The 20,475-nt window shown below is 67.5% G+C and carries 21 protein-coding genes; 11 read left to right on the top strand and 10 right to left on the bottom strand.

Annotation, left to right across the window (positions count from 1 at the left end; all coding sequences use genetic code 11):
- Positions 1-47: 47 nt before the first annotated feature.
- Genes R9Z33_RS16370 through R9Z33_RS16360 form a run of 3 tightly spaced genes read left to right on the top strand, consistent with a single transcriptional unit; the run spans position 48 to position 2,292 of the window.
- Positions 48-545 carry a DUF2924 domain-containing protein gene (locus R9Z33_RS16370; RefSeq protein ID WP_296740219.1) on the top strand — a complete coding sequence of 166 codons (498 nt, stop codon included), beginning with the start codon at positions 48-50 and terminating at the stop codon, positions 543-545.
- Positions 542-1,894: a recombinase family protein gene (locus R9Z33_RS16365; protein WP_296740217.1), complete on the top strand. Its 1,353-nt coding sequence runs from the start codon at positions 542-544 to the stop codon at positions 1,892-1,894. Before R9Z33_RS16370 ends, R9Z33_RS16365 begins: the two co-directional genes overlap by 4 nt.
- Positions 1,891-2,292, top strand: a complete 402-nt coding sequence (locus R9Z33_RS16360; RefSeq protein ID WP_296740215.1) for a hypothetical protein — start codon at positions 1,891-1,893, stop codon at positions 2,290-2,292. Before R9Z33_RS16365 ends, R9Z33_RS16360 begins: the two co-directional genes overlap by 4 nt.
- On the opposite strand, the gene R9Z33_RS16355 is transcribed toward R9Z33_RS16360, so the two are convergent.
- Positions 2,289-2,876 carry a hypothetical protein gene (locus R9Z33_RS16355; protein WP_296740214.1) on the bottom strand — a complete coding sequence of 196 codons (588 nt, stop codon included), beginning with the start codon at positions 2,874-2,876 and terminating at the stop codon, positions 2,289-2,291. The genes R9Z33_RS16360 and R9Z33_RS16355 overlap by 4 nt on opposite strands.
- 160 nt (positions 2,877-3,036) lie before the next feature.
- On the opposite strand from R9Z33_RS16355, the gene R9Z33_RS16350 reads away from it, so the two are divergent.
- Positions 3,037-3,306 (top strand): hypothetical protein, encoded by a 270-nt coding sequence (locus tag R9Z33_RS16350; RefSeq protein WP_296740212.1) that lies wholly within the window; start codon positions 3,037-3,039, stop codon positions 3,304-3,306.
- On the opposite strand, the gene R9Z33_RS16345 is transcribed toward R9Z33_RS16350, so the two are convergent.
- The 4 genes from R9Z33_RS16345 to R9Z33_RS16330 form a co-directional block, all read right to left on the bottom strand.
- Positions 3,299-4,273: a hypothetical protein gene (locus R9Z33_RS16345; RefSeq protein WP_296740210.1), complete on the bottom strand. Its 975-nt coding sequence runs from the start codon at positions 4,271-4,273 to the stop codon at positions 3,299-3,301. The two genes, R9Z33_RS16350 and R9Z33_RS16345, sit on opposite strands and share 8 nt — an antisense overlap.
- A complete protein-coding gene (locus R9Z33_RS16340) occupies positions 4,270-7,461 on the bottom strand; it encodes a DEAD/DEAH box helicase (RefSeq protein WP_296740208.1) in 3,192 nt (1,063 codons plus the stop codon). Before R9Z33_RS16340 ends, R9Z33_RS16345 begins: the two co-directional genes overlap by 4 nt.
- A 4-nt stretch (positions 7,462-7,465) precedes the next feature.
- Positions 7,466-10,378 (bottom strand): site-specific DNA-methyltransferase, encoded by a 2,913-nt coding sequence (locus tag R9Z33_RS16335; RefSeq protein ID WP_296740206.1) that lies wholly within the window; start codon positions 10,376-10,378, stop codon positions 7,466-7,468.
- A gap of 671 nt (positions 10,379-11,049) precedes the next feature.
- The gene (locus R9Z33_RS16330) at positions 11,050-12,012 is read right to left on the bottom strand and encodes a LysR family transcriptional regulator (RefSeq protein ID WP_318647641.1); all 963 of its coding nucleotides are present in this window, start codon (positions 12,010-12,012) and stop codon (positions 11,050-11,052) included.
- A gap of 146 nt (positions 12,013-12,158) precedes the next feature.
- On the opposite strand from R9Z33_RS16330, the gene R9Z33_RS16325 reads away from it, so the two are divergent.
- From R9Z33_RS16325 to R9Z33_RS16305, 5 genes are all read left to right on the top strand, one after another.
- A complete protein-coding gene (locus R9Z33_RS16325) occupies positions 12,159-12,524 on the top strand; it encodes a hypothetical protein (RefSeq protein ID WP_318647640.1) in 366 nt (121 codons plus the stop codon).
- Positions 12,525-12,625: 101 nt separating this feature from the next.
- Positions 12,626-13,819 carry a bifunctional alpha/beta hydrolase/OsmC family protein gene (locus R9Z33_RS16320; protein ID WP_318647639.1) on the top strand — a complete coding sequence of 398 codons (1,194 nt, stop codon included), beginning with the start codon at positions 12,626-12,628 and terminating at the stop codon, positions 13,817-13,819.
- A 129-nt stretch (positions 13,820-13,948) separates the two neighbouring features.
- On the top strand, positions 13,949-14,497 hold the full coding sequence (locus R9Z33_RS16315; protein WP_318647638.1) for a carboxymuconolactone decarboxylase family protein: 549 nt from the start codon (positions 13,949-13,951) through the stop codon (positions 14,495-14,497).
- An 88-nt stretch (positions 14,498-14,585) separates the two neighbouring features.
- Positions 14,586-14,708 carry a hypothetical protein gene (locus tag R9Z33_RS16310; protein WP_318647637.1) on the top strand — a complete coding sequence of 41 codons (123 nt, stop codon included), beginning with the start codon at positions 14,586-14,588 and terminating at the stop codon, positions 14,706-14,708.
- Positions 14,709-14,719: 11 nt separating this feature from the next.
- Positions 14,720-15,337, top strand: coding sequence for a glutathione S-transferase family protein (locus R9Z33_RS16305; protein ID WP_318647636.1), 618 nt, complete (start codon positions 14,720-14,722; stop codon positions 15,335-15,337).
- Between the two features lie 61 nt (positions 15,338-15,398).
- On the opposite strand, the gene R9Z33_RS16300 is transcribed toward R9Z33_RS16305, so the two are convergent.
- The 5 genes from R9Z33_RS16300 to R9Z33_RS16280 all read right to left on the bottom strand — a co-directional run bounded on the left by R9Z33_RS16300 (position 15,399) and on the right by R9Z33_RS16280 (position 19,006).
- Positions 15,399-16,475, bottom strand: a complete 1,077-nt coding sequence (locus tag R9Z33_RS16300) for a flavin monoamine oxidase family protein (protein WP_318647635.1) — start codon at positions 16,473-16,475, stop codon at positions 15,399-15,401.
- Positions 16,472-17,152 (bottom strand): cupin domain-containing protein, encoded by a 681-nt coding sequence (locus tag R9Z33_RS16295; protein WP_318647634.1) that lies wholly within the window; start codon positions 17,150-17,152, stop codon positions 16,472-16,474. Before R9Z33_RS16295 ends, R9Z33_RS16300 begins: the two co-directional genes overlap by 4 nt.
- Positions 17,153-17,231: 79 nt before the next feature.
- Positions 17,232-18,002, bottom strand: coding sequence for an SDR family NAD(P)-dependent oxidoreductase (locus tag R9Z33_RS16290; RefSeq protein WP_318647633.1), 771 nt, complete (start codon positions 18,000-18,002; stop codon positions 17,232-17,234).
- A gap of 56 nt (positions 18,003-18,058) precedes the next feature.
- On the bottom strand, positions 18,059-18,631 hold the full coding sequence (locus R9Z33_RS16285; RefSeq protein WP_318647632.1) for a TetR/AcrR family transcriptional regulator: 573 nt from the start codon (positions 18,629-18,631) through the stop codon (positions 18,059-18,061).
- Between the two features lie 219 nt (positions 18,632-18,850).
- Positions 18,851-19,006 carry a hypothetical protein gene (locus tag R9Z33_RS16280; RefSeq protein ID WP_318647631.1) on the bottom strand — a complete coding sequence of 52 codons (156 nt, stop codon included), beginning with the start codon at positions 19,004-19,006 and terminating at the stop codon, positions 18,851-18,853.
- 154 nt (positions 19,007-19,160) lie between these two features.
- On the opposite strand from R9Z33_RS16280, the gene R9Z33_RS16275 reads away from it, so the two are divergent.
- Both R9Z33_RS16275 and R9Z33_RS16270 read left to right on the top strand, forming a co-directional pair.
- Entirely contained in the window at positions 19,161-19,760 is a 600-nt protein-coding gene (locus R9Z33_RS16275; protein ID WP_318647630.1) for a TetR/AcrR family transcriptional regulator, read from the top strand.
- Positions 19,757-20,467, top strand: coding sequence for a glutathione binding-like protein (locus R9Z33_RS16270; protein ID WP_318647629.1), 711 nt, complete (start codon positions 19,757-19,759; stop codon positions 20,465-20,467). The genes R9Z33_RS16275 and R9Z33_RS16270 overlap by 4 nt, the downstream gene beginning before the upstream one ends.
- The last annotated feature ends 8 nt before the right edge of the window (positions 20,468-20,475 follow it).

Genomic DNA, 20,475 nt, shown 5'->3' with positions numbered 1-20,475 from the left:
ACCGCCAGGCAGCGCCTGCATGCGAACCCCAACAGGAAGGGACCCGCATGACCAGACGATCATCCGCCGCGCCCGCGCCGGCGCCCACCATCCCGGAGATCCCGCCGACGCAAGTACTTTCGCGGCTCGCTGCGCTGCAAGCGGCGCCCACCGCCACGCTGAAGCAGCAGTGGCGGGAATTGTTCGGCAAGGAGCCGCCGCCCTGGAATCGGGCCTATATCCAGAGCCGGCTGGCCTATCGCATCCAGGAACTGGCCTATGGCGGGCTGAAGCCCGAGACCGTCGAGCGGCTGGTGGCGCTGGGCGAGCAATTGGATGGCGGCAACGTCGTCCTGCGCCGTATTCGTGCCGACAGCCGGCCGCTGGCCGGCACGCGCCTGCTCCGCGAATGGCAGGGCGTGCAGCATGTGGTCACGGTGCGCATCAACGACTTCGAATTCGAAGGGCGGCCCTACCAGTCCCTGTCCGCCATCGCGCGCCACATCACCGGCACGCGCTGGAACGGCTGGACGTTCTTCGGGCTGCGCGCACGGGGTGACGCATGACCCGCCGCACTCGCGTCGAGCCGGTCATGCCGGCGACGACCAAGAAGCTGCGCTGCGCCGTCTACACGCGCAAATCCACCGACGAAGGGCTGGAGAAGGAGTTTAACACGCTCGATGCGCAGCGCGACGCCTGCGAGGCGTACATCACGAGCCAGCGTGCCGAAGGGTGGGTGCTGGTCCGGGACCGCTACGACGATGGCGGGTTCTCCGGCGGCACGCTGGAGCGACCCGCGCTGCAGCGCCTGCTGCGCGACATTCAGGCCGATCTGGTCGACGTGATCGTGGTCTACAAGATCGACCGGCTGTCCCGCTCGCTGATGGACTTCGCCAAGCTGGTGGAGGTGATGGACGCGCATGGCGTGACGTTCGTGTCCGTGACGCAGAGCTTCAACACGACGACCAGCATGGGTCGGCTGACGCTGAACATCCTGCTGAGCTTCGCCCAGTTCGAAAGAGAGGTCATCGGCGAGCGAATTCGGGATAAATTCGCCGCCTCCCGCGCCCGCGGCATGTGGATGGGGGGCAAGGTGCCGCTCGGCTACGACGTCGTGGCCAGGAAGCTGGTGGTGAACGAGGACGAGGCACCGCGCGTGCGTCGCGTGTTCGAGATCTTCGCCGAAACCGGGTCGGGCATGGAGACAGTAAAGCGCGTTCGTGAGGAGGGCCTCACCAGCAAGGTGGGTCGGCCGCTGGATAAGGGTGACGTCTACAAGCTTCTGAACAACCGGACCTATGTCGGCGAGGCCGCGCACAAGGGGCAGGTCTATCCCGGCGAGCACCAGGGCATCGTGCCGCGGGAACTCTGGGATCGGGCGCATGCCGTCCTCCAGGTCAGCCCGCGGGTGCGCGCCAACCAGAACCGGGCGCAGACGCCGGCGCTGCTAAAGGGGCTGATCTTTGGGGTCGATGGCCGGGCGCTGTCGCCGACGCACGCTCGGAAGAATGGGCGCCTCTACCGCTACTATGTGGCGCAGCGGGTACTGAAGGGGGACGCCGACGGCGACGCCAGCATCGTGCGGCGGGTGTCGGCTGCGGAGATCGAGGCGGCGGTGGTGGACCAGGTCCGCGCGCTGCTGCGGCAGCCCGAGATCGTGGTCGGCACGTGGCGCGCGGCGCGTCGGGAGGCGCCGGACCTGACTGAGGCCGAAACCCACGACGCACTGCACCGGCTCGACCCGCTTTGGGAGCATCTGTTTCCGGCGGAGCAGGCGCGGATCGTGCGGTCGCTGGTGGAGCGGGTGGTGGTCGGGCCGGCCGGGGCGGACATTTGGCTGCGGCTGGACGGGCTTGGCGGCCTGGTCCGCGACCTCGGGGCCATCGCGCCCGATGCCCTGAGACCGGCAGCATGACCACCGCGACGAGCATCACGGTCCGGGTGCCGTTGGCCATCCGACACCAGCCCGGCAGGAAGACCGTCGTGACACCGATGACCGACGGCGTGGCGCCAGTCACGACGCGGGCCGATCCCGCGCTGGTGAAGGCGCTGGCACGTGCGTTCCGGTATCAGCGGATGCTCGATAATGGGGTCTACGGGTCTGTCACCGACATGGCGGCCGCCGAGAAGATTGACCGCGGCTACCTCGGGCGCCTGCTTCAACTCACCCTGCTGGCGCCGGACATCGTCGAGGAGATGCTGAACGGTGGGCTACCGCTCAGTCTGCATTTGATGCGTGTCGAAGTTCCATCCGAGTGGACGAAGCAACGCATCGTTGTTGCGAAACTGTTCGCACCGGCCCGAGATGGCTAAGCACCAGGAGGGGGCGTCGCGTCATTCCATGCACGACGAATGCTGCGACACGCGGCCCGGAGGTTCGCCTCTCTGGTGAGGTACTGGCTGGATGCCCGATGGCGCTCCCGCCGTTGAACGTCGACCGAAAAGCAGTGAGACGGCGATGGCGCCCCGAAGCCCGATAGCTGCTCAGCGCAGGCCATGTGAACCAGTGTCGCCGCATACATTCCGACCTCCCGCCGTCGTGCGGCAGCCGCGTCGGTTTCGCCGTCCGAACCTTTGGAGAGTCTGAAAAGGACACCGCCGACAAGATCACCACGCCGTCGGTCCGTTGCCCGGACGACGAGATCGAGTGACACCGTCACCGCAACGGCCTCGATATCCAGCGGACTGAGGCCGCTCGGAGGAGCCTCAAAGCGCAAGCCGCCGAAGCCGAACTCGTTCAGCCCCGCCCGGAATGCATCCAAAGCCGCTACTGACGCGCGAGCGTCCTCGCGGGTGAAGGGGCGGGCGGCCGGATCATCCGCTTGGGCCTCCAGCCGTTCCCGCGTATCGAGCAGGATTTGCGGGCTCCGATAGGCATCCGCGAGGAAGCGCACCATGGCGCGCCTTGCATCTCGGTAGCGGATCACTGCTGCAGCCCCTTGCCAGCGCGCTCGCTGAATGATTCCCTCGCGGCCAACCTCGCTCGCAACCATAAAGGCAGCGAGCTCGTTCGCGGAAATCGTGGGGCTGCTCCGCTCCCGTATCGGAGATCTGGCCATGGATGACCTCTGCTGGTTTGCAACGCTAGGCGCGAATCGGACCCTGTGTGTTTCTACTTTATCGCAAAGCATCCTTCAGGAAGCCGAAATTCAAGGACTTGGTGATGATTTTGGGTATTTCGTTTATGAAATGGACGAGCGTCCACGTTCTGCCGGCATACAAGTCTTGGCGAAATTGGCGTCCGCAGATGCGGCAGTAAGGCTGGCCGAGATCCTTGCTATGCGATTTGGGTCTGAAACCGCTCAGCCAATCGCGGCACCTAGCTAGTCGACCGGGTCCAGGCCTCACGGGCGTCGCAGTGCGCATGCCACCACTCGCCTAGTTCCCCGATCCGTTCGGGCGGCACAATCGGGAGGTCGAGTTTGGCAAACTGGTCGTACTGCGGCACCGGCACTACGCCACGACTACTGCCCCAGAGCAGGTCAAGCTCAATCCGCTGCGCAACTTGAATTAAGGTACGCTGGGCCGCCTCCAGTTGATTCAAGGTGATGCCGAAGCGCTCAATGCCTGCCTTGCCGCGGGATGAGGCGTCGGCGGCGTGGGCGACGAATTTATGCCGAAGCTGGAGGATTGCGGCCACGTCCGACGTCGCCAAGGCGTCGCGCAGATGGACGAAGACGGCGGGGTCGATGCAGTCGCCGCGGGCGCGCGGCCCGGGACCCGACGCTGCGACCTTGTCGAACGCCTCATGCGCCATGCGTGAAATGTCGAACGCGTCAGGACCTTCGGTGGGGAGACCGATCACCTCGCCCGAAGCCGGCCATCCCTCGCGCTCCCAGTAGTAGCGCTCCGCTGCGACGGGATCGAACGGCAGGCCGTCGTGGCAAACGAAGATCTCCCGGGTGATCAGGTGCGCATGGGCGGCGATGTCATCGAGCAGCCGGCGCAGGCTGATGACATCTCGCCGATGGTCCACCAGGCGAGCGATGGTTAGAATCTGCGTCGCCACAAAGCCCTGGTCGATGAGGCCCGCCAGCAGCGGTGCGGTGGCGCCGGTGGGGTGCGTCGGCGAGGAAAATCGGCGTGCCTCGTTCAGTGCGCGGAAGGCAGCATCATCCCACATCATGCCATAGAGCTGGCGGTTGATGCTGTTCCTCGGGTCGCCCTGCAGCCACTCCAGCCATTCACGTCGCTTATCGCGGTAAGCGACGAGCGCCGTGCGATCTTCTACATCACAGTCGTCGACCGCGTACTCGAACGGAGACGATGAACCAGCCGAGGTTGTCATGCTCATGCGGCTGATGCCGCTGTCTGCTGAACGAGGTAGGCCAGCTCCCGCTCCAGCATCTGCGGGTTCCGACACACATGGAACGCCCAGCGCCCAAGTTTTCCCCAGTTGTTCACCGCCCGCACCCAGCGTCTTGCGCCTTCGTGCTTGGCGGTCGTCTGGTTATCCTCGAAGCCCTTCACCTCCAGCACCAGCGTCAGGTCCGGCTCCCCATCTGGCGTCGCCATGCGCACGAGGAAGTCGGGCTCGTAACCGTGGTCGACCCCGAGGAACTCATACGGGATGCTGAGGTCCATCCCCTCATTCCGCGCGTAGAAGCGAATCAGCCCCTGCTGCGCGGCCTGCTCCAGACGGAACGCCGCGCTTTGCTCCCACGCCGCCGTGTCGGCTACGACATGTCCGATGTGGCTCGCCATCGTCGCAAAGACCGGCCGCTTCGTGCGGAACTCCACGCCCGTGGTACTGCCGATCTCCTGTGTACGGTTCAGCAAGGGCAGCAGCGGCGGCTCGCCCGATGAGTCGTCTGGCTGGATGGCATCGCGCACCCGCTCCACCACCTGACGCGCATATTTCTCGAGGCCAAGCTCGGGCTCCGGTGCGCCGTTGAAGTCTACCTTCCGGCGCACGTATTCCTCGACGACGCGGAACACCTGCGGGAACAGCGCGTGGCGAGACTGCAGCGCGAACACGCGTCGCTTGCGCCCTTCGGCACCGGACGTACCCGCCTGCGTCAGCTCCTCGACGATGCGCTGTGCCGCCTGGAACAGGATCGTCTGCAGGTGGACCGACGCGTAGTAGGCCTCACGGTCCTGCTGGTGGAAGCCGAAGGGCGACTGCGTCTCCGCCATGCCGCCACCGACCTGCACACCCACCTGCGGCCGCACGAAGGTGCCGGTGGGCTCGCGGTTCGGCTCGATGCGCAGCGGCTCCATCGCGCCGACATCGCAGCGGATCAGGTTGCGGCGAAGCGCGAAGGCATAGCCCTCAACCACCGGGAAGCGGATTTCCATCGCGGCTCTCTCGGGCAACGCCTTCACCAGGTTGGGAGGCGTGTCGTCCGGCTCGGGCTTGTTTACGGGCCTCCCGCGGAACGGGATGACGGAGAACGGCACGCCGTAGACGTCGCAGTATTCCTCGGTCAGCAGCCCGGTGGCGGGGTCCGGCTTGTAATCCATCCGCCGCAGACCGCGGCCCACGACCTGCTCGCACAGCAGCTGGCTCGTGAAGGCGCGCAGCCCGAGGATCTGTGTGACGGTGTTGGCGTCCCAGCCTTCGGTCAGCATGGCCACCGAGACGACGCAACGGACATGCTCGCCGGGTTCGCCGGCCTTGCCGACGGTGGCGACAACGCGCCGCAGCTCCTCCGCCGCATCGGCCTTCTTCTTGCCCGGGCCTGTGCCGCCGGCCTCGGCCTGCGCCAGCAGCTTGCTGTCGATGCGGATGGTGACCTTCCGCTCAGCGGTGTTGCTGAAGAGGTCGGAAAACACCTCGCCCTGCCCATAGACGATGCGCGGCTTCGGCTTCTTCCCGCGCTTAGTGGTGGGCGCCTCGTCCTCGCTCTCATCCTCCTCCAGGACTTCCTGCACCTCGGCCTCTGTGACTGTCTCGATTACCTGCTCGCCGCTGATCCGTCGGTAGAATTCCTCGGCGATGTCGGTGTTGTCGCAGACGATGATGACGCAAGGAGGCGTCCGATCCACGCCGGGCTGTCCAGCACGGATAAGGTCAAAGCGCTCCTTCCACTGACCCATGATCTGGACCAGCGCGCCCTGCGCCTCACGCCAGACCACCTCCGGCTTTGGCTTGCCGGAACGGCCAGGCAGCTTCTCGCCAGGCTGCAGCCCGTCACGGATCGCCTCCCACAGGCGAAAGTATCGCGGGTCAGGCCGCCCCGTAGTGTCTTGCACCGGCAGGCGCGGGATCTTGGTGATGCCGCTCTCGATCGCGTCCACCAGCCCGAAGTCGGAGACGATCCAGGGGAAGGGCTGGCCCTCGGGATAGCCGCTGCCCTTGATACGGAAGGGCGTGGCCGAAAGATCCACCACCATGGATATCCCTGGCACGTCGCCACCCGCCGCGTTCAGCCGGTCGAGCCCGTCCACCCAGACGGTCGCCTCCTGCGCTTCATCTTCGAATGCCGCCTTGTCGTCGCCGGTCAGGCCTGAGCCGATCGCCACGCCCGGCGCCGGCCGCCAGCAATGGTGGCCTTCGTCGTTGATGACAAGGATCGGCAGGCGGTCCGCGGCACTGCCTAGGATGCGGCGCAGGAAATCCGTCGGCGTCTCCTCGCCCTTGTCCACGACGGCATAGGTCTTGTCGCCATCCTTGTGCGGGCTTTCCGGCGCGAAGCGGTGCCAGTTCTCGACGATGACGGTGCCGCGCTGGAGCAGCGGCCGCCACTTCGCCGGCACGAGGTTAAAGGCATCGTAGTAGTTGTCCGGCGCGTCGGGCTTCAGCACACCCAGCCGCTCCTTCACTGTCAGGTTCGGCGCGCAGAGCAGGGCGACGTCCGGGTACTCCCGGCTCTCCGGGCTGATGCCGCGGTTCACGAAGGCCCAAGTGATCACCATCGCCGCGACCAGCGTCTTGCCGCTGCCCGTCGCCAGCTTCGTGCCGACGCGGCGCAGCGGCTTCAGCGATGGATCGGCGGGCTTGTCCACCAGGGTCGGGAAGAACTCCGCGCCCTGCGCCAATTGGAAGGCCGGACCGGGGCGCACACCGGTCAGCAGCCGACCGAGATCCTCCTCCGTCACCTTCGGCGCGAAGCGCAGGCGGCTGGTGCGGCCGGTGAAGCGCATCTCCGCCAGGTAGATGATCGTCTCCACGGCCTCGCGCTGGCCGAAGAACAGGCGGCGCTCGCGATCCTCGCGGCTCCAGTGGCGGAGCAACTCGCGCGTCGCAAGCGTGGCGCCGCGGTAGTCGGCCTCCCGCCAGCGGCGCACGTCATCGCGCAGCAGGTTTGGCAGTGGCAGGTCGTCCTGTTGTTCCTGCGCCAGCAGCGACATCTGGGCGCTGCCGGTGCGCTCCGTCTTGTACCAGTAGGAGGCGGGGCGACGGCCCGGCTCTTTGTGCGCGGCGCCGGTGACGGTGTCGTATTTCCAGTGCTGGTCCGGCTCCTTGTAGGGCGAGCACAGGATGGGCCGCTCGACCGGCTGGATCGGGATGTCCTGCTGCTGCGGAGGGGCTTTCGCCATAGGCTCAGCCCTCCAGCCGATGCAGGCGCATCACCTCATTGCCGCGCGGGTCGATCACCTTCACCGCGACGCAGGCGTGCTGCCCCTTCGGGAAGGGCAGGCTGACGGTGCCGGAGAGGGCGGCGAAGGCTTCCTCATCCACCACGCCCTTCAGCGCGGCGCTCAGCTTCGACCATGCGTCCTTGTCCGGGAAGAAGGCCTGGGTGATGCAGAAGCTGCGGCCGTCGTAGTCGCTGTCCACGAACCAGGCGGCCACCTTGTCGGCGCGGCTGGGCGTGACCGTGTTGGAGACGGGGTCGTAGATGTCCACGCCCTCCATCACCACGCGCCATTCATCCTTGCCGATCGATTCCAGGGTCGAACGCGGCTTGCCGAAGACGGTGAAGAGCTGCGCGGCCGGGGCATCCTTCAGCAGGCCGGCCATGCCCGGATTCACGTCGGGCCGGATATTGGCCATGTGGACACGAAGCTCGGGGTGCTCGGCCTCCTCGATCGCCGCCTGCGCGGCGCCATCGAAAGCGAAGCCGGCAATGACCAGCTCGTCATAGCCGCGGCGCGACGTGGCGCGGATCAGTTGCTCCACCTGCTTGGCGGTGACCGGTCCGTATTGCGGCCCGAAGGCGATGGCGACCGTGGCGCGTCCCTCAGGGTCCGCGTCCGTCTCGCCTTCCAGTGCCCAGCGCCCTTCGGCGTGAATGGCCTGGGAGCGAGCGCCGAGTGGCTCGAGGCGGGAGAACTTCATCACGCGATTGTCGAGAAAGCGCACCCCGTCCATTTTCAGCAGGCGCAACATCTGGTCGAGATAGGCTTCGGCGTTCTGCGGCTCCGCGGCGGCACGGCCCGCGGCATCGCCGGCGAAAGTCTCGTCGAGGCTTTCCGGCGCGCCGTCGATCGGGCTTTCGTGCGCCGCTTCGTCGAGGCTGGTTTCCGCGGGTTGCACGGCTTCCACCGTGAAGGGGCCTGAGACGCGCGTGATGCCTCGGACCACCTGCGGCTGATCCAGCAGATCCTCCGGTTCGGCCGCGTCGGCGATAGCCTTGTCCACCTCCTCCTGCTTTGCGCGCCACGCCGCGCGGTAGGCGGTGATCGCCTGGGCCAGGTTTTCCGGATGATCCGGGTCGGTGTCGAAGGGAGCGGTCCAGTGCTGGAAGCCATCCGGGGCCTTCGGCAGGTCCCAGCGGCGGCGGTCGGCCTCGGTGATGGCGCGTTTGCCCTCCGCCTTCTGTTTAGTGATCAGCTTACCTGCCAGGTGGCTGCGCTGGTTGCTGCCAACGGTGGCGAGGGCCGTGTTCAGGTCGTTGAGGCGCGCGTCGAGGATGGGGTCGTGCTTGGTGAAGATCGGGTCGAGGGCGGCGTTCTGCGCGATGGATCGCAGCATGATGTGCGGCACTGTCTTGCAGACGAAACCTTCGGCCAACCCCTTGGCTTCGTCCTTGAGCCGGTAGTGATCGAACTTGGCCGTCAGAAGGCGCTGACGTGCGATTGCCACCGCAACGCGCGAAGTGTCGATCGTGATCCAGCGGCGGCCCCACTGTTCAGCAACGAAGGCCGTAGTTCCTGAACCGCAAGTTGCATCAAGAACAATGTCGCCGGGCCTAGTCGTCATGAGCATGCATCGCTCAATCACTCGTGGATTAGTTTCTACTACATAACTTTTATCGGTTGCGCCTGCCACATCAGACCAGAAGTTCCCGATAGTCGTTGCGGCAAAATCTTGAAGGTATCGGCGAAACCTCAGGGTCTTGCCCCCACCGGTTATTCGGCCAGCACGAATGAGCCTTTCCATGCCCGTTGGGGTCGTTGACCACGTCCGTCCATCAGGAGGCGGAAATGCGCGCCCCTCAAACGGTATTTCAATCCGCTCGTGCTCACGTGCGGGACGGTTAGACGACGTGGATGTAAGCTGGAAAAACCGAACATCAGTGGCGTCGAGGTCGCTTTCTGTTGCTCGGCGTTCTTGTCCATCTGGCAGCTGCACTTGGTCGTATCGTTCGCCCGTGGTTGCCCCCTGACCGGCTTTCAACTCCAGCAGTGGGGGCTTGAAGAAGAAATTGCGCCTGTCCTTGCAGTAAAATATTATGTAATCCGATACTGCCGAAAGTGTTTCAGAGGTTTGGCCTCCGGTTTTCTTAACTGTTATTAGGCTGATAAAGTTCTCAGACCCAAAAATCTCGTCGAGCAACGCCCGTACTCTATGCACATTTTCATCGCCGATTTGGACAAAGATACTCCCGGTATCAGCCAGTAGGGATCGTGCCACGACAAGCCGATCGCGCAGGTACGCGAGGTAGGAGTGCACCCCAAGGCGCCAAGTGTCGCGATAGGCGCGCACCATCTCGGGCTCGCGGGTCAAGTCGGACTCACGGTCCGAAACTGTCCGTTTGCCTGTTTCCGGCTGGAAATTGCTGCCAAAGCGAATGCCGTAGGGCGGGTCCAGGTAGATCATCTGGACCTTGCCGGCGAGATTTTCGCGCTGCCCTAAGCTGGCCATCACCTGCAGGCTGTCGCCCAGGATCAACCGGTTCGCCCAGTCCACGTCGTGCTGATAGAACTTGACCGCCTGCGCATAGGACAGTGTTGGGTCGGCGAATAGGTCGCGCGTCACATCCTGCCGGGCCGCCGCTCGTAGGATGGCCTGGGTGCTCACGCGCTCATGGATGTGCAGCGCCACCGGGTCCACTGCGAAGCCAGGTGTCTCCCGCTTACCTGCCCATTCCAGCCAGGGCTCATGCCGCCGAAGTGCTTCGGCCAGCAGGGCGGCCTCCTCGGGGGTCAGCTTCTCCCGCGTCGCCTTCTCCAGCAGCGGCGGCAGTGCGTCCGCCCGGCCGGAGGGGTCGGCCCGCAGCGCCGGATCGAGGCGGGGAGAATAGGCATAGCTGGTCCGCGGCGCCGGCGGCGTGCGCCCCTCGGCGGCCATGGCGGCGGGCGGGTTGTTGGGGCGGGTGGCGCCAGCATGGCGATAGTCCTCGACCGGCAGCGCGCCCTGTTGTCCTGAGGGCTGTGCCCGCCGCCGACCCGCCATACTCGATTCCCCCTGCAACTCAGGCGGGAGAATACAGAAACGAAAGCGGATTGCGCAGTGATCGAAGACGTGACGGCGAGGAATTTCGACGGCACCTCGGCAAGCTCGGGCCTGTTCCCGTGAAGTTGGAGCCGGGTGGCCTTCGCCCGAGCGGTCTCACCCCCAACCAAAGGCCGGCGCGGCGGCACCAAATTATAGCGTTTACAGCGGGTTGGAGCTTGTAGACTGAATCGCCCAAGTCCCGAGCTTCGGAGAGAGAATGGCCCTGGGGAGACGCAAAGGCCGGTCGTTGCGTTCTCCAACCCTCAAGCCATCGCGGCAAAACCCCAGGAAACCTGCGGTTCACATCGAAAATAAAGGAAGGGAAATGTGAGGTTGGGAAACCGACTGGAGCAGCGGTGGGAACCGGGATCCAACCTTCTCTGAGGGCATCCCGCCGTACACGGAAGATGCGGTGCTTCGCACAGGGCGTGTCGGCACGACACAGTGCGACGTAAATCAGGTGCTGCCCAGGCTGGCTACCAGGCCCGCGATGAACGCCGTCACCTGAACACTGCTTGTTCGCGTCAGTCATTCGCCCCGGCTTCAGCCACTTTGTCGCCCTCGCCGACGGCGCCGTTATGGATGGCGAGGTCGACTGAGAGGCGCTCCCGCAGTCGCCGTGCGGCGAGGTCCACGAAAGCGCGGACTTTTGGCGTAACAAGGCGAGCCTGCGGATAGACCAACTGCACCGGCAGTGGTGGCGGCGTTACCTCGTGGAGCACCGGAACGAGCCGGCCGCTGTTGAGCGCCTCGGCCACCATGTAGCAGAGGGAAACAGTGATCCCGTCTCCCGCCTCGGCCGCCGCGATGGCGGCTGCCTCGTCATTCACTTCTATGCGCGGCGCGAACCGCACAGCCGCGCTGCGGCCGTCGCGCACGAAGCGCCACTCACGGTTCGGCATGAGCCCCGTGAAGGCGATCACGTCATGCGCACGTAGGTCCGCGGGATCCTTCGGCACACCGCGTCGCGCAAGGTAGGCAGGGCTCGCCACGAGCAGCCGCTGCACACGGCCGATCTGCCTTGCGATCAAGCTTGAATCCGGCAGCTCGCCAATCCGCACGGCGACGTCCACGCCTTCCTCGACCAGGCTGACGGTTCGGTCGACGAGGATGAGCGATGCCGAGACGCGGGGATGGTCCCGCAGGAATTCCATGACGATGGGGGCAACTGCGCGCCGCCCAAACGTGACGGATGCACTGACCGTCAGCTTGCCGCTGGGGGCAGCCGTCTCACCAACGGCTTCCCTCTCGGCGGCGTCGACCTGTTGCAGCAACACGCGCGCGCTCTCCAGCAGTCGCAGGCCGGCATCAGTCGGCACGACGCTGCGCGTCGTTCTGTTCAACAGCCGTACGCCGAGCCGCTCCTCCAAAGCGGCCACCGCGCGCGTGACGACGGGCGGCGACAGCTGGAGCCTGGCCGCGGCGCGAGTAAAGCTTCCGGCCTCTGCGACGGCGACGAAGACTCCCAGCGTCTGTAGGCGATCCATCCCCGTCTCCTGGTTTGGCGTAGCTTGTGCGACCGGAAAGGCACTCTTGCCGAAACCGCAGATTATCGCGGCGACGCGATAGGTCCATCTCTGTACTACCAGAGGGCGCTCTTGACCTCCGAAGCAGACACGGAACGGACAATACCATGCGCACCCTACGCAACCTCGCTCTCGCCGGCGCCCTCGCAGCATGCACGGCCATCAGCCAGGCCGCCTTCTCGCAGGAGGCCGCCTCCTATCCCCACCTGACCGGCAGCGGCGAAGGCCTCTCCATCGCATACGGCCCAGGCCCCCACGGCAACATCGTGGGCGGCGGTGCCGTCCGCGTTCGCAACCTCCACTCGGAAAACCTCGAGCTGACGCACCTCAACGCGCAATACGCACAGCATCGCACGGACGGCCGTGTGCCGCTGGCCGTGGGCACGGGTGAGCGCTCCTCGGTGGTCTACGTCACACCGACCCCGTCCTCGGACCTGTCCCCCATCACGCTGCTGCGCCGCCTCCGCAGCTGACGTGGCAATCGGGCGCCGCGGCCACGCTGTTCCCGTGCCGCCAAGGCACGCAAGCGTCGCAGCGGCGCGTCGTGACCATCTCGCCGCAGGGAGAACACACCATGCCAACCACCGAGCGCTTCGACTTCGACAACCCGCGCGGGCAGCGCCTGTCCGGCCGCCTTGAGCGGTTGGCCGGCCCGGCCCGCGCGGTCGTGCTGCTCGTGCACTGCTTCACCTGCGGGAAGGATTCCACTGCGGCCATCAGGCTGGCACGCGCATTGGCGGCGGACGGGCTGGCCGTGCTGCGCTTCGACATGACCGGCATCGGCGGCAGCGAGGGCGAGTTCGTGGAGACAAGCTTTACCTCCAACCTCGACGACATCGCCGCCGCCGCGGCAGCGCTGTCGCAACGCGTTGCGCCGGTCGCGCTGCTGGTCGGCCACAGCTTCGGCGGCGCCGCCGTGCTGGCCGTGGCGGCGCGCCTGTTGGAGATCCGTGCGGTGGTCACCATTGGCGCGCCCTTCGACATCGCGCGCATCACGCGGCATTTTGAAAGCGCCCTGCCGGCTATCCAGGCTACGGGCCGCGCCGAGGTCGTGCTGGGCGGCCGCCGCTTAGCCATCGGACACGACTTCGTCGTGGACCTCGCACGGCACCGCCAGGCTGAGCGCATCGCCGCGCTCGGACGGCCGCTTGCCGTGCTGCACGCGCCCACCGACGCCGTCGTAGAGGCCGACGAGGCGGAGCGCATCCTGGCTGCGGCCCGGCATCCGAAGACGCTCGTCGCGCTCGACGGCGCCGATCACTTCCTCTCCGGTCCCGGCGATGCGGCGCGGGCGGCGCGGCTTATCCTTGCCTGGGCGGAGCCCTACCTGCCGGTGCCCGCACGCCCTGCGCCGGTCGAGGGCGTGCTCGTGCGCGAGACCGGCGCGGGCGCTTTCCGCAACGAGGTCCGAAGCGGCACACACCGCTTCCTGGCTGACGAGCCGGAGCGGCTCGGCGGCGGTGGCACCGGGCCTGGCCCCTACGACCTACTGCTCGCTTCGCTCGGCGCCTGCACCTCGATGACGCTGCGCATGTACGCCGACCGCAAGGGGTGGCCGCTGGAGGGGGTCGAGGTCGAGCTCGATCACGCCAAGGCACGGGTCACGGGCGGCACTGGGACGGCGGACCACATCGGCATCGGCGTTCGGCTCATCGGACCGCTCGACGCGGCGCAGCGCGCGCGGCTGCTCGAGATCGCCGACCAATGCCCGGTGCACCGCACGCTCGAAGGCGATGTGCGGATGCGAACCCATGCGCTGCCGGTCTGAGGACCGTTGCGGCGTGTGGAACTGTGTCTTGCCGCGGATACGCGTTCCGGCGGGACGCGGCCGGGCCTAGCTAATCCACACCGCCGGGCGCCACGCCTGGCGCGTCAACCTAACGACGGAGAGACCATCATGTCCCGCATTTCCATCCCCGCCAGCGTCGCCGCCGCCCCCGAGGCCGCGCAGCCGCTGCTCAATGCCGTGCAGAAGCAGCTCGGCGTGGTGCCCAACCTGTTCCGCCTGGTCGCGAACTCGCCCGCCGCGCTGGAGGGTTATCTCGGCCTGAATGGCGCGCTGGCGAAGGGCATCCTGGACCACAGCACGCGCGAGCGCATCGCGCTGGCCGTCGCGCAGGTCAATGGATGCGGCTACTGCCTCTCGGCGCACAGCTACATCGGCAAGAACATGGCGAAGCTGAGCGATGCCGAGATCGCCGCGAACCGCGCCGGCGGCTCCACCGATCCGCGCGCCGATGCCGCGGTGCGCTTCGCGGTGAAGGTCGTGGAGCAGCGCGGCCATGTCGCCGACAGCGATCTCGCGGCGGTGCGGATGGCCGGCTACTCCGACGCGCAGATCGTCGAGATCGTCCTGCATGTCGCGCTGAACACCCTGACCAACTACATCAACGAGGTGGGCGGCACGGAGATCGACTTCCCCGTGGTCCAGGTGCACGCCGCCTGAGCCATCCCGGCGCCCCGGCCGCCGCGCCGGGGCGCATCCTCCCGACAAGGACGAGCCTCCATAGAACGAAGACAGCCCGATCACCGCGATGATCCCCGTCGAGGAAGCGGCACGCGCCATCCTCGCGCTGCAGATGCGTATCCTCGCCCTGGAGCGGCGCGTGGCCGGGTTGGTCTGCGCGTCCATCGCAGCAACGCCCCTGGGGCATTGAAGAGACCCGACATGCTGGACATCCATACCGCGCCGACGCCCAACGGCATCAAGATCCCGATCGCGGCAGAGGAGCTCGGCATCCCCTACCGCGTCATCCGCCTGCATCTGGCGCAGGGGGACCAGCGGCGCCCGGAGTATCTCGCCATCAATCCGAACGGGCGCATCCCCGCGGTCGTGGACCACGACGTGCCGGATGGTCCCGTGCCGGTCTTCGAGTCCGGCGCGATCCTGCTGCACCTGGCCGAGACGCGCGGCGGGCTGATCGGGCCGGGCATCGCGGGACGGGCGGCCACCATGGGCTGGCTGTTCCTCCAGGTGGGCGGGCTCGGCCCCAACTTCGGCAATGCCGGGCACTTCCTGAGCGGCGCGCCGGAGGCCAATCCCCATGCCATCATGCGCTTCCAGGGCGAGGCGCGGCGCCATCTCCAGGTCCTGGACACACGGCTCGCATCGCAGGAGTGGCTCGACGGCCACGGCTATTCGGTGGCCGATATCGCGCATTTCTGCTGGGTCCGCTCGGCCAGCTACGCCGGGCTGACGCTGGATGGCATGCCGCGCCTGGCCGAGTGGACGGCCCGCATCGCGGCGAGGCCGGCGGTGCGGCGCGGCTTGGCCGCGATCGGCTGAACCATGCTCGCACGTCCGGGCCTCGCCCGGATGCCCATGGGCCGGCGGCATCGGCTGTTGATCAGGACGATGCCAGGAACCGCGCGATCACCTTGGCCGCGCGCTCCCCGGCGGCGAGGGCGCCCTCCACCAGGCCTGGGCTGGCGGCGGAGGTCTCGGCGCCGGCGAAGGCGATCCGCCCATCATGCCACGCCTGGGCGAGCCGCGGATCCCCGGGCGCGGGATGGCCCGCGGGACCCGCCAGGTCCTCGGGGGCGGCTGTGAAGGGCGAGGCACTCCAATCCTCGATGAGCAGCTCGCGCGGCATGGCCGCGGCCGGGCCGAACAGGCGGACGAGTTGCTCGCGCAGCGCCGCCCCAAGCCCGGTGGCGTCCGTGGCACGCCGCGCCGCCGGCCAGCCGATGAAGCCCGCGAGCGCGTGCAGCCCGCCGGCGCCGAGATCCACGGTTTCCGCCAGCGGACCACGCCGGCTCATCGCGGTGCCGGCGAGGCCCGCCTCGCGCCAGAACGCACGGTCATAGACCGCGATCGCCTTGGCGTGCGGCGCCATCCAGGTCGGATGCGCAAGCAGGGTCCGCCGCAGGTCGTCGGGCAAGGCGGGGGCGAAGGTCAGGCGCGCGGTCAGGCGCGGCGGCAGCGTCAGGATGACGGCCAGGCCGGCAAGGCGTTGCCCGTCGGCAAGCAGCAGGGTCGGCGTCGGGTCGAGCGTGACGCCCACCACCGGGCTGCCGAGCCGGAGGGCGCCATCGGGCAGGCGGGCCGCGAGCGCCTCGGCCAGCGCAGCCATGCCGCCCGCGAGGCGGCGCGCATCGTCGTAGCGGCGCGGGTAGCCCAGGCGGCGGACAGCGGACCGTTCCTCCAGCAGGAAGGCGCCTTCCTCGAATTGCGGCAGCGTGGCGAGGCCGAGCTCCCGCAGGCGGCGCGCCAGCAGCGGTTGATGGTCCGGCCAGACCCAGGCGGCGCCGAGGTCGAGCCCGCCCGTCCCGCGCCGTTCGGTCAGCACCCGCCCACCGATGCGCGGGCGTGCCTCCACCACCCGCACGGCGATCCCCGCCGCGCTCAGCGTGGCCGCGGCGGCGAGGCCGGAGAGGCCTGCGCCAACGACGAGGACGGGCGGGATCGGAACGGGCAGGCTCATGCGCCGGGCGGCAGGCGGATGGCGGCCAGGTGTCCGGCCTTGACCCAGAGCGTCGCGCCCGCGGGCCCCGCCTCGGCGATGCCGCTATGGCCGGGCGGCAGGCGCAGCCAGTCGTGCAGGCCGAAGGTCGCCCCGCCCTCGGTGAGCGAGCCTGCCAGCACGAGCAGTTCGAGCCCACGCGGCGCGGGAAGCGGTGCGCGCGTTCCGGGCGCCCACTCCTCGATGCGCACGGCCTCGTCGCGTCGCGTCAGGAGCGGCGCAAGCCGCACGCCTGGCCGCAGCGGGTCATCGACGCGCGGGAGCGCGCCGGTTTCGATCCGTAGCGGCGCCAGGTCCTCCGGGTCGAATTGCCAAAGCTTGACGAAGATGGTGCAGCCCGGCGCGGAGGCCGGGACATGCGCGCTGCCCGGTGGATTGCGCACATAGGTGCCGACCGGATGGTCGCCGGACTCGTCCTGGAACACACCTTCCAGCACGAGATACTCCTCCCCGCATGCATGGGTGTGGCCTGCGAAGGCGCTGCCAGGCGCGTAGCGGACCAGCGAGGTGGCGCGCGCCACCTCGCCGCCGATGCGGTCGAGCATCAGGCGCTCCACGCCGGGCATCGGTGAGGCAACCCAGGCATCGGGCGCGGCATGGACGGCGGCGCGACGGGCGAACTCGGCGTGCAGTCGCATGGTGTTCTCCTCAGGGCAGGGCGGGAATGTGTCGCGGGAAGCGGCGATGCGTCGGGGCCTCGCCGCTTGTCGCTTGCGGTCAGGCGTAGGCGTTGCGGCCGGCCATCACGCCGCCATCCACGTCCCACACGGCGCCGGTCACCCAGCCGGCACGCGGCGAGAGGAGGAAGGCGATGGCTTCGGCGACGTCGTGCGGCTGGCCGACACGGCCGATCGGGTGGAAGCCGTTGAACCCCTGCAGCGCGCCATGCACGTCGGCCTTCGGGATGAAGGCTTCGTAGATGGGCGTCTCCACCACGGCGGGCGAGACCGCGTTGACGCGGATGTTGTGCTCGGCAAGCTCCATCGCCAGGTGCTGGGTCAGCGCGTGCAGCCCGGCCTTGGCCATCGAGTATGCGGAGGATGGCGTGGCCTGCACCGCCTGCTTCGCCCACATGGAGCCGATGTTGACGATAGCGCCGCCACTCCCGCGCGCCACCATGCCGCGGGCCACGGCCTGGGTAAGGAAGAACAGCCCCTTGTTGATGGCGAAGTAGCGCTCGTAATCGGCTTCGTCATGATCGAGGAAGGGCTTGGGCAGGAAGACGCCAGCGGCATTGACGAGCAGGTCCACCTGGCCAGTGGCCGCGATCAGACGCTCCAGGTCGCTGCGGTCCGTGATGTCGGCACGCTCGCCACCTACGCGGCCGGTGCCGGAGAGCGCGGCCACGGCGGTGCTGAGCTTGGCCTCGTCGCGACCGACGAGGACGGCCGTGCCGCCTCGTTCGAGAATGAGCCTGGCCGTCGCTTGGCCGATGCCGGTGCTGCCGCCGACGATGAGAGCGGTCTTGCCTGCGAAGTCTGATGTCATCGGATTAACTCCCTACTAGTTGGTAGCTGGTTGGGCAAAAAAAGGGGGGCAGGCGGCTAAGCAGCAGCTCCCAGCCGATCGATCGACCGCGCCGCAACCACCTCGAAAGTGTCGAGGCGACCAAGCGAGCGGGCCGCGAACATCGCGCCGACAAGGGCGGCGTAGAACGCCTCCGCCTCGGTGCGCGAGTTCAGGTCAGCGACAAGCTGGCCGTCGTCCACGCCGTCCCTGATCACCTGGTCGAGCCAGCGCAGGTTGCGCTCCATGAAGGCTGCAACCCCGATCCGGACCCGTTCAGGCACGGCTGCATGGTCGGAGGCGAGCATCGCGCAGAGGCAGGCGCGCTCATCCCGCAGGCCTGCAAGATAGAGATCGGCGTAGGCACGCAGACGGTCGGAGGCAGCGGGCATCGCCTCGGCGATGGCGGCGAGGCGCGTGTCGAAGCGCTCCGTGTAGGAGGCAACCAGGGCGACGCCGAGATCCTCCTTCGTGGAGAAGTGGTGGTGGATGGTGGGTTTGCTGACGCCGACGATGCCCGCGAGGTCGGCATAGGAGAAGGCGGCGTAGCCGCGGCTCCGGACCAAGGCTTCGGCGGCGGTGAGCAGATGGTCGCGCGTGGCGGTCGTCATGCTGGATATATACCGACTAGTTGGTAGAAGCGCAAGATGGTGATCTGGGAGCCCTTATTCATGTGCGTTTCAGGCGAGTCTATTCCTGGGTAAGGGGGCGCTTGCACGATCCCTGCGGTGTGACAGCGACACCGACCGTGCGCTTATGGCACCCGCCGCTTTGCGACACCCACGGATAGCATCGGCGCGGCGATGTTTCTCGCCATCATGGCCGCCGGGTCAGATCACGTGGCGGATCTGCGTCGCGGCAGTCACGCCGATGATGCGGCCGCGCTCTCGCGTGCCATGGCCCACCGGCGGCCTGCGCCGCGGAGAAGGCGGCGTCGGACCGGGGCGCGCACTCCGCAGCGAGAAGGGGCGAAGCAGCTGCGACATGTCAGCCTTTTCCTTGGCGGCACCAGCGCGTTCGCGGGTCGATCGTTCGGCGGGAATTGACGGAAGGTTACGCAGGCTAGGCAGAAATTTCGGCGCTTGCGGGCGATCAGAAATATTCTAGAACGACCGCTCCAGAATAGGAGTGCCGCTCGCTATGGCGCGCGCCCGTGAGTTTGACGACACCAAGGTCCTCGACGCTGCCACCGACCTCTTCTGGCGGCAGGGCTACGCCGCGACCTCGGTACGGGACCTCGGTGAGGCCATGGGGCTTGTGCCGGCGAGCATCTACAACGCCTTCGGCAGCAAGCACGCGCTGTTCGCGTTGTGTCTCGACCGTTACCTCGACCGGAACATGCGCGAGCGGATCGAGCGCCTGGAAGCGAGGCAGACACCGCGCGTGGCCATCGAAACCTTCCTGAATGAGATCGTGGCACGTTCGCTCGCCGATCCGCGCGGCTGCCTGCTGGTCAATTCCGCGCTGGAAGTCGCGCCGCATGATGCGGAGGTCGGTGCCGTCATCGCCGCGCGGCTTGATGAGCTGGAAGGATTCTTCCACCGCTGCGTCCTCGCAGGGCAGCGCAATGGGAGCATTGCCGCGGCACCGCGCGCGCGCGACCTCGCGCGGCTGCTGCTGACCACCGTGATGGGCCTGCGCGTGCTGGCGCGCAGCAAGCCGGAACCGGCCCTGCTGCGAGGCGCCGCTCGCCAGGTGCTGGCCCTCCTCGATCCCCCTGTCACGGAGCAAACCAAATGATCGACCTGCACTACTGGACCACGCCGAACGGCCACAAGATTACGATGTTCCTGGAGGAAGCGGGCCTGCCCTACCGCATCGTCCCGGTGAATATCTCGGCCGGCGACCAACTCAAGCCCGACTTCCTGGCGATCGCGCCGAACAACCGTATCCCTGCCATCGTCGACCATGCGCCCGCCGATGGTGGCGCGCCGGTGTCACTGTTCGAAAGCGGTGCCATCCTGCTGTATCTGGCGGACAAGATCGGCCACTTCGTGCCGCCCGCCAGCGACGTTCGCGGCCGCGCCGAGGTACTGCAATGGTTGTTCTGGCAGATGGGCGGGCTCGGCCCGATGGCCGGCCAGAACCATCACTTCAGCCAATACGCGCCGGAGAAGATCCCCTATGCCATCAACCGCTACGTCAACGAGACGGGGCGGCTCTATGGCGTGCTCAACAAGCGGCTGGCCGATCGCGCATTCATGGCGGGCGCCGATTACTCGATCGCCGATATGGCGAGCTACCCTTGGATCGTGCCGCATGCGCGCCAGGGCCAGAGCCTCGACGATTTCCCGCATCTGGCGCGCTGGTTCGCCGCCATCAAGACGCGCCCCGCGACCGAGCGCGCCTATGCCCGCGCGGCCGAGGTGAACACCGCTCCCACGGTCAGCGCCGCTTCGGCAGCCCTGCTGTTCGGGCAGACCGCCGCGACCATCGCCAAGACCTGACGCCGGAG

The organism is Sediminicoccus rosea (genome assembly GCF_033547095.1).
GTDB classification, from domain to species: domain Bacteria; phylum Pseudomonadota; class Alphaproteobacteria; order Acetobacterales; family Acetobacteraceae; genus Roseococcus; species Roseococcus rosea.
This window is presented reverse-complemented; position numbering and strand designations above follow the sequence as displayed.